Below are 13,122 nucleotides of genomic sequence, written 5' to 3'. Positions count from 1 at the left end.
CCCGGCTCGTTCCCGACCAGCCCTTTCTAGCCGAGGCCGCCGGGGACCGGTCCCCGGCTCACGGCAGCCGCCGGACGAGGGTGTCGGCCAGCGAACGCGCCGTCGCGCACAGCGCCTTCCCGTCGGCCGCCGCGGCGTCCTGGAGGGACACCACGACGACCTCCTCCCGGTGCGGATCGGTGCCGCGCAGCACGGGCAGCACCGGGGTGTAGAAGCGGTGCACAACCTCGACGGCGCACTCCGGCCGCCCGCCCGGCACCGGCGCCACGACGGCGTTGCGGTTGCCCACGCGGATCCGGTCGCCGGGCACGTCCGAGTCCGCCTCGATCGGCCATTCCCGGCTGTACTCCACGCTGATCGTGCGTGGGTCGTGCTCCCAGGTGCAGCCCCAGCCGCCGAACTCGCGGTCCGGCTGCTTCGTCAGGCCCAGCACGCCCGACGTCGTGGCGGGGTCGAGCAGGCCGCAGGCGTCGACGTGGGCCAGCGACCACTCCGGGAACGGCCGCTCGCGCCCGGGCAGGGGCCCGTTGGCGAGCTTGGCCAGCACCCCGGACAGCACCGCCTCGGAGAAGGTGCACAGCGGCGCGTCCTCGGCACGGTCCACCGCGTGCGAGGTGACGACGATCCGGTTGGCGTCGGCCAGCGAGAGGGCGCGCTCGCACTTGCCGTCACGCACCTCGGGACGCTCGATTTCGCCCACCTTGCCGGGGACCGGCGGCCGGGTCGGGTACCGCAGCGGGCCGGTCAGCGCGAGGACGGTCTGCACCTGGCCGGTGTCGCCGGAGAGGCTGGTCGTGACCACGCAGGTGCCGAAGTCGAGCACCTCGGGGTCCACGAACGGCTGCCCGAACGGCACGAGCGAGTCGGTCGAGATCGCCGCGCACGGGTCGGTCGCGGCCGGGTCGGCGCCGAGGGTGTTCGGCCCGCTCGCGGCCGCGGCCGGGGTCGTCGGCGACGACCGGGTCAGGACGAACCCGGCCACCAGCGCGGCCACCGCCACCACCGCGGCTCCGGCGAGCAGCCGGCGGCGCAGGCGCCGTCGTGACCGTCGCGGCGCCGGCGCGTCCGTCGTGAGCAGCGTGACCGCCTCGGCGGCGGTGGGCCGGTCGGCGGGGTGCCGGGCCATCAGCGCGGTGAGCACCGGCGCGAACGGCCCCGCGCGCTCGGCCGGCGCCGGCCGTCCGCCGGCGGCCCGGCGCATCTGCGCGAACGGGCCGTCTTCGCCCGAGCCCCACGGCGACCGGCCTTCGACCGCGGCGTAGAGGGTGGCGCCGAGGGAGAAGACGTCCGAGGCGGGCCCGGCTTCGGCGCCGTCGGCCACCTCCGGCGCGACGTACCCGAGGGTGCCGGTGAGCTGGGCGCCGCCGGTGCGGGTGACCTCGGTCCAGCGGGCGATGCCCAGGTCGGTCAGCTTGGCGACGTCGTCGGCGGTCACCAGGACGTTGCCCGGCTTGACGTCGCGGTGGACGATGCCGCGCGCGTGCATGTCCGCGAGCGCCGCGGCGAGCTGCGCGCCGATCCGGCGGACCCGGTCCGCGGGCAGCGGGCCGCCGTCGTCGACGAGCTCTTCGAGGCTCCGGGCGGCCAGGTACTCCGTGACGAGCCACTGCGCGTCCCCGTCGGCGACCGTGTCGAAGACCGTGACGACGTTCGAATGCAGCAGACCGGCCCCGATCCGCGCCTCGCGCCGGATCTGCCCGGCGTCCTCGCCCAGCGACCGCTTGAGCGTCACCTGCCGGCCGAGCTCGAGGTCGACCGCCCGCCAGACGACACCCATGCCACCCCGGCCGAGCTCCTCCTCCAGCCGATAACGGCCGGCCACGACTCGCCCCTTGCCCACGCGGGCAGTGTACGAAACGCCGTGTCGGCTCGCTGACCCCGCGTCACCCCGGCGGCGGGCCGAACCGGTTCTCGCCCGGGTTGCCCCGTTCACTCCACAAGACGGTCAGGATGATCCAGCCGATGCAGGAGAGGACACCGATGCACCACCAGCCGGACCGCCCGGTGTCGTGCAACCGCCGGATCCCGACGCTGACGAACGGCACCAGCCACGGCAGGTAGAGCACGGTGCAGAGGAGGTAGAACCACTCCTCGTCCACGGCGTTCTCGAGGCTCCCGAGCGTCAGGACCAGCGGCACGTAGGCCAGGAAGAAGTACCAGAACTCCGGCCGTGAAGCCCGGCCGCGAGGCCGGAAGCTCAAGCGCACCGCCCGGACCAGCGCAGCGCCGAAGCCGATCCTGCTCCGCCCGGCGACGACCGGTGCGCTTTCGAACTGCATGCGCCGAGCTTGGGGCGGGCGGCCCGGGACCGGTCCCGGGCCGCACCGCCGGCGAACCCACCCGCGCGGTCAGTGCGGCCGGGAGAGGTCGCCGGGCTTGAAGGCCTTCACCGTGTCCGTGACCGGCTTGTCGAGCTCCGTCTTGTGCTCCGCCGGGTAGATCCAGCTGAGTCCGGCCGCCGAACCCGCTCCGCTGGCCTCGTGCTCGTAGAAGATCCTGCCGTCGCCGTGGTAACCGGAAGCCGTGTAGCCGTCGGCGTCGGCGGAGCGGAAGGTCACCCGGCCGTCGTTGCCTTCCACCGCGGCGACCAGCTGGGCCAGCTTCTCCGCCGGCTTGAGGCCGCCCGAGTTGTTGGTTCCCCACACCGTCAGCGTCGCGCCGAGAGCGGCGTTCGTGAACCTCATCCCCTCGCCGTCTTCCGGGACCGACGGCGACGCGGTGTAGCCCGGCGGCACCTGCGTGGTGAAGCCGAACCGGGCGTTCGTGTACGTGGTCCCGGCACCCGGCCGCGCCGAGGTCGGCGGTGGGGTCGAGGAAGCCGCCGGTGCCGTCTTGCCCAGCATGGTCAGGAACTTCGGCTGCAGCAGGTCGTCGAGCTCGGCGTACGGCAGCGCCACGGTCTCGTTCCCGGCCGCCGAGGCGCAGCCGAGCTCGTACCACAGGATCTCGAACTCGGCCCCGGTCTCGGTGAACCCGAACGTCGCGGCCGGCACGTGGTCACCGCCACCGGGCCGGTCCGCGGCGTCCATGCCGACCTGCCGCTCCGGATCCCCGGCCCCGGTGACCGTGGGCACGGTGCAGAAACCGTTCTTCGCGTGCGGTGTCAGCCGCTGGGTCAACGTCCGCATGCCGGCGGCCGTCAGGATCTCGGGCCGGAAGACGTCCTGGGGGCCCAGCACCCGGCCCGTGGTGAGGTCGACGGACAGCGCCTCGGGGAACCGCCAGGTGGTGTGCCCCAGCACCGTCGAGTCGAGATCGTGGTCGTACCGCACGGAAAGCAGGCCCGGCGTCTGCCGCAGGACCCGCGCGGACGAACGCAACGCGGGCGTTTCACCCTCCTCCCGGATCCGCTCGAGCGTGCTCGGGTCGGCGACGGCGTCCCGCACCGTTTTCAGCCGCTTGTCGACCGGCGCCCGCAACACGTCGTTGATCCGTTGCCGGACTGCGGCGTCGGGGCCGCCGGACACCTGCGGGTACTGGAGTTCATGGCTGATCGGCAGCGCCGGGTCCCGCCCGGACAGGGTCTGCACGGCGACCGACAGCGCCGCCGCCGCCGCCGGCGGGGCGGGCGGGTCGTCGTCGCCGGGCGGGAAGATCACCAGCCCGCCGGCGACCAGCCCGCCGAGGATCGCGACCGCGATGGCGATCTTGCCCGCCATCACCGCGGTCAGGCCGGTGCCGGTGCCCGTGGCCGTCACGCCCGCCCCGGCGCCGGCCGCCGCGACCGGTGCGGCGGCCGTGCCGGCTGCCGTCAGGAGTGCCAGCGGCGTCAGCGCGGTCAGCGCCGCGGCCGAGGTGGCCAGCCGCTTCCAGCCGCGCTTCTCCCAGTTCTTCCCGTAGGCCTTGCGCGCGACGGCTTCCAGCTCGGTCACGAAGGCGTCCGCCGTCGCCGGCCGCCACGCCGGGTCCTTCGCCATGCCCCGCGCGATCAGCGGGCGCACCGCCTCGGGCACCGCTTCCAGCGGCACCGGCGCTCCCCCGTGCAGGGTGCGCAGCTGCTCGCTCGTGTCCGCTTCGAACGGCCGGCGCCCGGTGATGCACTGGTAGAACACGCACGTGGCCGCGTAGACGTCGGTGGCGGGCCGGCCGGGGTGACCGGCCCACTGCTCCGGAGCCATGTAGGCCGGGGAACCGGCGGTCAGTCCGTTGTGGCCGTCCAAAGTGGCCAGTCCGAAGTCGACCAGCTTCGACTCGCCCTCCCGCGACACCAGGACGTTCCCCGGTTTGTAGTCCCGGTGGACCACGCCGGCCGCGTGCGCGTCGGCGAGGCCGAGCAGCGAGCCCTTCAGGATCGCCAGCGCCGCTTCGGGCGGCAAGACGTTCTCCGCCACCAGCAGCGCACGCAGCGACACGCCGGGCACCGCCTCCATCACCAGCGCGGCGCCCTGCGGTGACTCGACGAAGTCGAAGAGCCGGACGACGTGCCGGCTCCGCACGCCGGACAGCAGCCACGCCTCACGCCGGAACCCGTCCGCGATCCGCGCGTCGGCGAGGAACTCCGCACGCAGGTACTTGATCGCCGCCATCTTCCCCGAGGCCTCGTGCTTGGCCAGCACGACCCGCCCGAAACCGCCGGTGCCGAGCACGTCCACTTCGGCGTACCCGGGCACGTGCCAGGTGTCGTTCATCCCCGGATCACTTCTCCACCGGGTACGCCACGGGTGCGTTGCGCTGCTTGTCGTAGGTGATCCCGGCGTACTTGCTGACCAGGACCGGGGCGGCACCGACGTTGTCGACGGACAGGTCCTTGCCCGTCTTGGCGTCCAGCACGATCGGCTGGCCCCCCTGGGTGACGCCGTAGAGGGCACCGTGCCACACGACGGTGAGGCCGGGCGCCACCCGGTTGGCCGCCTGGTCCGGCAGCGACCAGAGTTTCCCCGCGGTCTTGGCGTCGTAGCCGGTGAGCACGCCGTCCGACTGGCACACGAGCACGGACTGCTGGTCGTAGAAGCAGTCGCCGTAAGGCAAGCTGCCGAAGGACTTCTCGCCGTCGAGCTTCAGCTTCTCGGCGCCGGTGGCGGAATCGAGGAACAGCAGGGACGAGTCGCCGCTGCCGTAGTCGGTCCGGGTGAGCACGACCAGCGCCGGGTCGGCGGGGATGTCCGTGAGCCCGGAGGACCTTCCGGCACCCACCCACTTCTGCTGCCCGGTGGCCAGGTCCACGGCGGTGGCCTGGGTCATCGAGGAGTTCTCGGCCACGTTGTAGTCGGTGCCGACGAGGATGTCGCCGTGGACGCTGCCGGCGTCGTAGTCCTTGCGCTCCCAGAGGGTCTTGCCGCTCGCGGGGTCGAGCGCGACCGTCACGTGCTCCTCGTCCTGGCGGCTGTAGCGGGCGATGACGGCCTTGTCGGTGATGGCGACGACCTGGGTGACGGCGTTGCCGGCGTCGGCGTACTGGTCCTCCGACACCTTGATGTCGGCCTGCCAGGCCTTGACGCCCTTCTCCGGGTCCGCGGCGACGACCGACAGCGCGATGAAGGCCGGCGTGGTGCCCTTCTCCGGCATGACGACCGGGACGGCGGCGGCCGCGAGCCGGTCGGTGACCGCGGGCGGGCGTGGTCCGGTGGTGTTGACGAACGGCCCGCGCTGGTTGTTCGGGTCACCGGGTTCCCGCTCGACCGGGACGGTCCAGATCTCCTTGCCGGTCAGCACGTCCACCGCGTTCATCGCGGTGGGGCCGACCAGGTAACCGGTGCGGTCGCGCAAGGTGAGGAACGTCGAGGTGACGTTGCCGGCCACGTTGGAGCTCAGTGCGCCGGCAGGCAACGTGACGGCTGCGCCGGCGTCGAAGGCCGTGGGCGGGTCGGCGGTCTTGGCCTCGGGTGTGGCCGGCGCCGCCGGCGCGGCGGACCCCGCCGCGCTCGGCACCGGCTCCGGCTTGCCGTCGGTCCCGCCGCAGCCGGCGGCGGTGACCGCCGCCAGGCACGTCACGATCACCAGAGTTCGCCGCATGTGCTTGTACCCTCCCCGAGTGATTCCCGCCCCGATCGGGGCCACGGGGCAGCACCCTAACGGAGCGCCGGCCACCCACGTAGCAGTTCACACAAAAGTGTCACTTATTCCTGCTCACATGCCCTGTCGACGCACGAATCGAGGACACTGGCCGGATCCGGCCATTTCGGCCCGAGGTTCCCGTTCCGCCCCACGGCCCCGCTCGCCGTCACTTATGCTGCAGCCGTTTTCCCAGTGAAAGGTGTTCCATGTCGGCTCGCGCACTACCGTTCTTGGCCACGGGCGTCATCCTGCTGATCGCCGGATGTTCGAGCGCGGAAAACGGCACAGCGGTGCCGGCGTCACCGAGCTCCGCTCCGCTGCCGGTCACGACCGCGCCGTCCTCGGCCCCGGCCACTCCGACGACGGCCACGACGGCCCCGCCGGCCACGACCACGTCGGCGAAGTCGGCCGCCGGCGCGGTCGAGCGGTACGAGACCTTTCTGCACGCGGTCGGCCAGGAGGACGTCGCCACCGCCTGCGAGATCGCCGCGCCCGCCGCCAAGAAGGCGGAAGACGAAGGCTTCGGGCCCTGCGAGCAGACCCTGCCGATCACGTTCAAGCTGTTCTCCGCGGCGCAGCGGAAAGCACTGCAGACCGCCACGGTGGACCGGGGCAGCGTCACCCAGAGCTCGAAGAAGGTCGAGATCCCCGCCAAGGCGGTGCGGGCCGGGGTCAAGTTCACCGACGGCGACCTGGGCGACGCCGTCCTGGAGGTCCGCAACGGCGCGTGGTACGTCACCGACTGACCGAACGTCCTCATCGGACAGTCAGCGCACGCTCACCGCGGCTTCGTCGGCGGGGTGGTGCCGGTCCGTTCGTCGCCGTAGCTCAGCCAGGTCCCGATCGGGGCGCGCTGCCCGACACCCGGACGGCTGTAGTCGCACACACCGTCGGGGAACGCCGCCCGCAGCCGCTGCCGGTCCGCGGTGGAGAAGGCGACCGGGTAGTCGCGGAAGTCCAGCGGCCTCAGCCGGCACTTCAGCACGTCGAGGGCCAGGCTCTCCCCGGCGACCATCCGGGTGTTGGTAGCCACCGGGTACTGCGCGCCGCACCGGCCGCTCGCCGGGTACGTCAGCTTCTCGGTGATCCGCGACGCGGCGGAGAGGTAACACCCGTCGCCGAGATCGCCCGGCCGGTTCGCCAGCACCTTCTGCTGGCGGCTCCGGTGGGAACCGTCGGCGTCGATCGCGGTGAGCCAGCGGTCCATCGCGTCGAGCTCGTAGGCGCCGGCGACGGCCGCTTCGGCCGCGGTCGGGTGGTTTTCGATGATGACCTGGTTCGCCGCGGTGCCGTTGGCGCGCAGAAGCCGTTGGCGCATCACGTAAGACCACTCGGTGGTGTGGATGTCGTTGCCGAACCCGGCGAGGTCGAGATCGGTCCGCTGGTCGATGATCGGCGTTTCCCGCAGGCCCTGCGACGCCGAGTTCACGAGGCCGTCGGCGTAGACCGTGTTCAGTGCCTTGGGGTCGGCCGCGATCCGCTGCGGCACCGGCTTTCCGGTGTGGTCGAGGCCGCCGATGCCGGCGTTGAGGTCGGCGAACTGCGCCGGGGTGATCGCCCCGGCCTTCAGCGCGGACAGGCCGTACTGCACACCGGTGGTGTCCAGCGGGCTGCGCACGAACCCGGTCCGCGGGTCCCGCCCGATCTGGTTGGCCAGTTGCTCATTGGAGTTGCACTTCACCCCGCGCGGGCTGGTGACCGAGTCCCACCGCGCCGAGACCGGGATGGCCGCGTTGCAGCTGCCGGTCGCGGTGGCGCGGTTGGCGAAGGTCTGCTCCCAGGAGACGCAGGTGTCGTAGCTGGCGAAGCCCGCGACGGCCTGCTTCTGCGCCGCGGTGAACGACGAGCCCGGCCCGGCGAAGTACTGGTTCAACAGCCGGCAGTCCGAGACCGGGCCGCCCACGCTCAGCGGGTCCGGGAACGAGACGCCGGGGATGATGCCGTCGACGATGCCGGGGTAGTTCTCGGCGATGTCGTACTGCTGGATCGCCCCGCCCGAGCCGCCCCAGCCGATGGTGTGGGCGACCGGGCCGTAGGTCTCGACGAAGTGCTCCTTGACCATCATCGCCGCTTCGGCCGAGATGATCGGGCTGCAGTTGTTGTCGAGCACGTTCAGGCTCGACGACGCGACCGCGTAGCCCTGCGCGAGGAACAGGTCGTTGACCACCCCGCCGGTCGAGTTGCCCTGGTGGTAACCGGCGTTGCAGCCGCCGCCGAAGGTGTAGACCAGCTTCCCGTTCCAGCCGGCGTCCGGCGCGACGGGCGACGGCGTGCCGTCGTAGAGCGCCGCCAGCTCGTAGACGGCGCGGTCGATCGTGCCGCGCTCGACGCGGACCACGTACGGCACCGCGTGCCCACCGACCGTGGCCTTCGCCAGGTCCGCGGGCCTGCTCGCCGGGTCCGCCAGCGGCGCGAACACCCCGGCGGTGGTCTTGTACTGGTAGCTCACCTGCGTCGGCGCACTGCAGAGCGGCTGCGACGCCGGGGGCAGGCCGAACGCCTGGGTTTCGCAGTAGAACGGGTGCTGCTGCGAGCCGGAGAAGACGGGCCCGGTGATCGGATGGTTGGTGACACGCAGGCTCGCCCGCTGGTCCGGACCGGGCCCGCTCGTCCGGGCGCTCAGGTCGTTGGCGCCGTCACGCAGGCCGGTCACCAGGCCGAGCAGGCTGCCGTCCGGCTGAGCCCGGAAACTCGCCGTGACGTCGTGGCCGTTGTTGCTGACGGTGACCCGTGTTCGCTTCGACGGGACGACCTTGACCAGGACCTGTCCCCCGCTGACGAGCGCGGGCCGCGGGTTCGACACCGTCTCGATGGTCAGCTGCCGCCCTGGTGAGGCACCGGGAGCGGCCACCGCGGTCGCGGTCCCCAGCAGGAGGACGGGCGCGGTCAGGGCCGCCACCACGAGGGATGAGCGCACAGTACGGTTCGCCACCAGCCACTCCGCTCGCTTGTGGCATCGCGTCCTCGCGACACCGCGCAGCTGCCGGTATAGCACCTGCGGCCCGGCCGGAACAACATCCGGTCACGGACCGCATCCGTTGCGGAAGAACCGAAACGCCGGTGAAAAGTCCGGTTCGAATGGCGTGATCACCGCGATCACGCGGTATTGACCGGGTCCGCAAGCCGCCGGCGGACTCTTTCGCATCGGTAAGCATCCCCGATAGCCTGGCTGCTCGACCGCCGAGCAAAGGAGTCTCGTGACTTCAGCAGGGCACGCGCCGGACATTCTGTCGCCGGAGTTCGCCGCCGATCCGTATGCCGCTTACGACGTCATGCTCGAACATTCGCCGGTGATCTGGCACGAAGGAATGCAGAGCTACGTCATTTCGCGCTACGACGACGTGTCTCGCGCCTTCAAGGAGAGCGCATTCACCACCGACAACTACGGCTGGCAGCTGGAACCCGTGCACGGCCGGACGATCCTGCAGATGAGCGGCCGGGAGCACGCCGTCCGCCGCGCGCTGGTGGCGCCCGCCTTCCGGGGCAACGAACTGGAGCAGAAGTTCCGCCCGGTGATCGAACGGAACTCCGCGCAGCTCATCGACGTCTTCCGCGGCCGCGGCTCGGCCGACATCGTCACCGACTACGCCCGCCACTTCCCGATCAACGTCATCGTCGACATGCTCGGGCTGGACCAGAACGACCACGTCCGGTTCCAGCGCTGGTACAGCGCGATCATCGCCTTCCTCGGCAACCTCAGCCAGGACGAAGACGTCACCGCGGCCGGCCTCCGGACCCACGACGAGCTCGCCGCCTACCTGATCCCGATCATCCGGGACCGCCGCGAAAACCCCGGTGACGACCTCCTTTCGGCACTCTGCGCCGCCGAGGTGGACGGCACCAGCATGAGCGACGAAGACATCAAGGCCTTCTGCAGCCTGCTGCTGGCCGCCGGTGGCGAAACCACCGACAAGGCGATCGCGAGCCTGTTCCGGAATCTGCTGGCGCACCCCGATCAGCTCGACGCCGTGCGCGCCGATCGCACCCTGGTGGCGAAAGCGTTCGCGGAAACCCTGCGGCACACCCCGCCGGTGCACATGATCATGCGGCAGCCCGCGCAGGAAATCGAAATCGGCGGCGAGACGATTCCCGCCGGCAGCACGGTGACCTGCCTGATCGGTGCGGCGAACCGCGACCCGCGCCGGTTCGCGAACCCCGGCGCGTTCGACATCTTCCGCACGGACCTCCCGACCGAAACCGCGTTCTCGGCGGCGGCCAGTCACCTGTCCTTCGCGCTGGGCCGCCACTTCTGCGTCGGCGCGCTGCTGGCGAAGACCGAGATCGAGGTCGGTGTCAACCAGCTGCTCGACGCGATGCCGGACCTGCGGCTCGCCGAGGGCACGGCCCCGGCCGAACGGGGTGTGTTCACCCGGGGACCGGCGTCACTGCCGGTGACGTTCACCCCGGCGTAGCCCGGAAGCAGACGACGCCGCCCCGGCCGGCTGTGCGGCCGGGGCTCGAACACCTACGGTCACCACACCGCCGGTCCGGCCACGTGCACCGGGGTGAAGCGCACCGGCAGGCTCTCCAGCCCCCGCATCCACACCGACGGCCGCCACACCAGGTCCTCCACCGGGACCGCGAGCTCGAGGTCCGGGAGCCGGTCCAGCAGGACTTCGACGGTGGTGCGGGCGATCACCTCGGCCACTTCCGGCGCCGGGTAAGGACAACCGTGCTCGCCGTGGCCGAACGACATGTGCGCGTGGTTGCCCAGGGCACCCGACGCGGCGTCGGGCCGGGCGTGCGGGTCGGCGTTCCCCGCCGCCAGCCCGAGCACCACCAGGTCCCCCTGCCGCACGCGGACCCCGCTGAGCACGGTGTCGCGGCTGGCGAAGCGCCCGATGAAGTTCTGCGTGGGCGTGTCCTGCCACAGCACCTCGTTGAGGGCTTGGCCGACACTGCCCCGGCCGCCCGAAAGCGTCATCGCGAACCGGCTGTCGGTCAGCATCAGCCGGATGGTGTTGCCGATCCAGTTCGCCGTCGGCTGCTGCGCCGCGGCCGTCACCACCAGCAGGTCCTGGACGACCTCGTCGTCGGTCAGGTTCGCCGGGTGCTGCAACATGGCCGTCGGCACGTCCGAGCCCGGCTGCTCGTGCTTCACCGCCACCAGCCGCGCCATCGCCTCCTGCACCCGCCCGTACGCGGGCAGCGCTTCGGGGCCGACGTCCAGGGACAGCGCGACGTCGCGCACCAGCGCGGGCGCCGCCGAGTCGGGCATGCCGTACATCTTGGCGAGCGCGAGCAGCGGCGCCTGCTGGGCGAAGCGGGCGATCAGGTCGGCTTCACCGGTGCCCGCGAACTCGTCGATCAGCCGGTCCGCGATGCGCTCGCAGTGCGCGCCGAGGTCGAACTGGTCGACCGCGGACAGCGCGTCGCCGATCGCGCCCGCGCGGCGCCGGTGCTCCCCGGCCTCGGTGAACATCACCGACGGGTTGTGCATGACGTAGGGCAGCAGCGGCCAGTCGCCGGGGACGTTGTCCCACTGGTTCCACCGGCGGCTGTCGCGGGCGAACAGCTGCGAGTCCTGGCACACCTGGTGGATCTCGCGGTAGCCGGTCAGCAGCCAGGCGGGGATGTCGCCGTCGAGCAGGACCGGGACGACCCCGCCGTACTGCCGGCGGATCCGGGCGTACAGCGCGGCGGGATCCCGCTGGAACTCGGGTCCGTACAACCGGACCCGGTCCGCGGCGGGGACCGTCTCCGCCGGGGTGCTGGTCTGGAAACCGGTCACGATGCGCCCTCCCGGACTTTGGACAGCGTGTAGAGGTGGTCGACGAGCGAGATCAGCACCTGCTTGGACGAGTCGCGGTCGCGGGCGTCGCAGTCGACGAGCGGCACCTCGCCGTCCAGGTCGAGCGCGGCGCGGACGTCGTCGAGACTGTGCTTGGGCGGGCCGAAGTTGTTGCGCGCCACGATGAACGGCGTCCCGTGGTGTTCGAGCCGGTCGATCGCGTACCAGGAGTCGGCCAGCCGCCGGGCGTCCACCAGGACGACGGCGCCGAGCGTGCCGGCGAACAGGCTGTCCCAGAGGAACCAGAACCGTTCCTGCCCGGGCGCGCCGAACAAGTAGAGGATCAGCTGGTCGTCGAGGCTGATCCGGCCGAAGTCGAACGCCACCGTGGTCGTCGTCTTCGCCTGCACACCCCGGGTGTGGTCGACGCCGATCCCGGCCTGGGTCATCGTCTCTTCGGTGCTCAGCGGCCGGATCTCGCTGACCGACCGGACCATGGTCGTCTTCCCGACGCCGAAGCCGCCGACGATGACGATCTTCAGGCCGTCGGTCGCGGTGTCGGCAAGCGGGAGCCGTTCGTCTGTTTCAGAGATTGCGGAGTCCAACGAGCACCTTCTTGAGGAATTCCGAGTCGGAGGTCCGTCCGGCGGCCTGGGCCGACGACGGATGTCGGGCGGACACCTTGCCCGTGGCCAGCAGGTCCGCGAGCAGAATCTTGGTCACGCTCACCGGGAGCGCCAGGTAGGACGACAGCTCCACGACGGACGTCGGTCTCGCGGCGATCTCGAGGATCCGGACGTGCTCGGACTGCATGCCCGCCGACGGCTTCGACTCGCTGACGATCAGCGTCACGAGATCGAGGTCGATGTCGTCGGCACTGCTGCGCCCGCCCGTGACCGTGTAGAGCCGGTCCGGGTCCTCCCCGTCGAGCGCCGAGCGCGTCACGAAGCCGGGTTGTCGGCCGCCGTGAAGCGCGGCGGGGCGGTGAAGACCGAGCCGATCTGCTCCACCAGCTCGTCCATGTTGTGCCCGATCAGGCCGACGTCGGCGTCCTCCGTGGCGATCACGGCCAGGTGCGAGCCGACCCCGGCCTCCACGATGAAGAGGATCCCGCCGTGGAACTCGGTCATCGAGTTCCGCACGCCACCCGTGCCGTCGCCGAACTCGACCGACGCGCCGTGCGCCAGCGCCTGGACACCGGCGGCGATCGCGGCCAGCTGGTCGGCGCGGTCGACGGTGAGACCCTGGGTGTGGCAGAGCTTCAGGCCGTCCCGGGAGAGCACGAGGGCGTGACAGGCGCCGGCGGTGTTGCCGACGAGGTTCTCGAGGAGCCATTCGAGGCTCTTGTCCGAATCAGTCATCGAATCCGGGGCCCGGCGTGGCGGATCCCCTTGCTC

General features: G+C 71.7%; 11 protein-coding genes. 2 read left to right on the top strand and 9 right to left on the bottom strand.

Going from position 1 to position 13,122, the window contains the following annotated elements:
* Positions 1–58: 58 nt before the first annotated feature.
* From ACIA5G_RS45040 to ACIA5G_RS45025, 4 genes are all read right to left on the bottom strand, one after another.
* Positions 59–1,840, bottom strand: a complete 1,782-nt coding sequence (locus tag ACIA5G_RS45040; RefSeq protein WP_395935051.1) for a serine/threonine-protein kinase — start codon at positions 1,838–1,840, stop codon at positions 59–61.
* Positions 1,841–1,883: 43 nt separating this feature from the next.
* Positions 1,884–2,279 (bottom strand): DUF805 domain-containing protein, encoded by a 396-nt coding sequence (locus ACIA5G_RS45035; protein ID WP_395935049.1) that lies wholly within the window; start codon positions 2,277–2,279, stop codon positions 1,884–1,886.
* A 69-nt stretch (positions 2,280–2,348) separates the two neighbouring features.
* On the bottom strand, positions 2,349–4,628 hold the full coding sequence (locus ACIA5G_RS45030; protein ID WP_395935047.1) for a protein kinase: 2,280 nt from the start codon (positions 4,626–4,628) through the stop codon (positions 2,349–2,351).
* 7 nt (positions 4,629–4,635) lie between these two features.
* Positions 4,636–5,952 (bottom strand): PQQ-binding-like beta-propeller repeat protein, encoded by a 1,317-nt coding sequence (locus ACIA5G_RS45025; protein ID WP_395935045.1) that lies wholly within the window; start codon positions 5,950–5,952, stop codon positions 4,636–4,638.
* A gap of 248 nt (positions 5,953–6,200) precedes the next feature.
* Here ACIA5G_RS45025 and ACIA5G_RS45020 point away from each other — a divergent pair, with 248 nt between their 5' ends.
* Positions 6,201–6,740 (top strand): hypothetical protein, encoded by a 540-nt coding sequence (locus ACIA5G_RS45020; RefSeq protein ID WP_395935042.1) that lies wholly within the window; start codon positions 6,201–6,203, stop codon positions 6,738–6,740.
* Positions 6,741–6,772: 32 nt separating this feature from the next.
* Here ACIA5G_RS45020 and ACIA5G_RS45015 read toward each other — a convergent pair whose 3' ends face one another.
* Positions 6,773–8,926 (bottom strand): DUF6351 family protein, encoded by a 2,154-nt coding sequence (locus tag ACIA5G_RS45015; RefSeq protein ID WP_395935040.1) that lies wholly within the window; start codon positions 8,924–8,926, stop codon positions 6,773–6,775.
* Between the two features lie 265 nt (positions 8,927–9,191).
* Here ACIA5G_RS45015 and ACIA5G_RS45010 point away from each other — a divergent pair, with 265 nt between their 5' ends.
* Positions 9,192–10,406: a cytochrome P450 gene (locus tag ACIA5G_RS45010; RefSeq protein WP_395935038.1), complete on the top strand. Its 1,215-nt coding sequence runs from the start codon at positions 9,192–9,194 to the stop codon at positions 10,404–10,406.
* Between the two features lie 59 nt (positions 10,407–10,465).
* On the opposite strand, the gene ACIA5G_RS45005 is transcribed toward ACIA5G_RS45010, so the two are convergent.
* The 4 genes from ACIA5G_RS45005 to ACIA5G_RS44990 are packed head-to-tail and all read right to left on the bottom strand — an operon-like array spanning position 10,466 to position 13,086.
* On the bottom strand, positions 10,466–11,725 hold the full coding sequence (locus ACIA5G_RS45005; protein ID WP_395935036.1) for a cytochrome P450: 1,260 nt from the start codon (positions 11,723–11,725) through the stop codon (positions 10,466–10,468).
* On the bottom strand, positions 11,722–12,330 hold the full coding sequence (locus ACIA5G_RS45000) for a GTP-binding protein (RefSeq protein ID WP_395935033.1): 609 nt from the start codon (positions 12,328–12,330) through the stop codon (positions 11,722–11,724). Before ACIA5G_RS45000 ends, ACIA5G_RS45005 begins: the two co-directional genes overlap by 4 nt.
* Complete coding sequence (locus ACIA5G_RS44995; protein ID WP_395935031.1) at positions 12,311–12,670, bottom strand: DUF742 domain-containing protein; 360 nt, start codon at positions 12,668–12,670, stop codon at positions 12,311–12,313. Before ACIA5G_RS44995 ends, ACIA5G_RS45000 begins: the two co-directional genes overlap by 20 nt.
* A complete protein-coding gene (locus ACIA5G_RS44990; protein WP_395935029.1) occupies positions 12,667–13,086 on the bottom strand; it encodes a roadblock/LC7 domain-containing protein in 420 nt (139 codons plus the stop codon). The genes ACIA5G_RS44995 and ACIA5G_RS44990 overlap by 4 nt, the downstream gene beginning before the upstream one ends.
* Positions 13,087–13,122 lie beyond the last annotated feature (36 nt).

It is taken from the genome of Amycolatopsis sp. NPDC051758 (assembly GCF_044453095.1).
Taxonomy (GTDB): domain Bacteria; phylum Actinomycetota; class Actinomycetes; order Mycobacteriales; family Pseudonocardiaceae; genus Amycolatopsis.
Note: the sequence above shows the minus strand (reverse complement) of the source record. Positions and strands in the feature narration are given on the sequence as shown.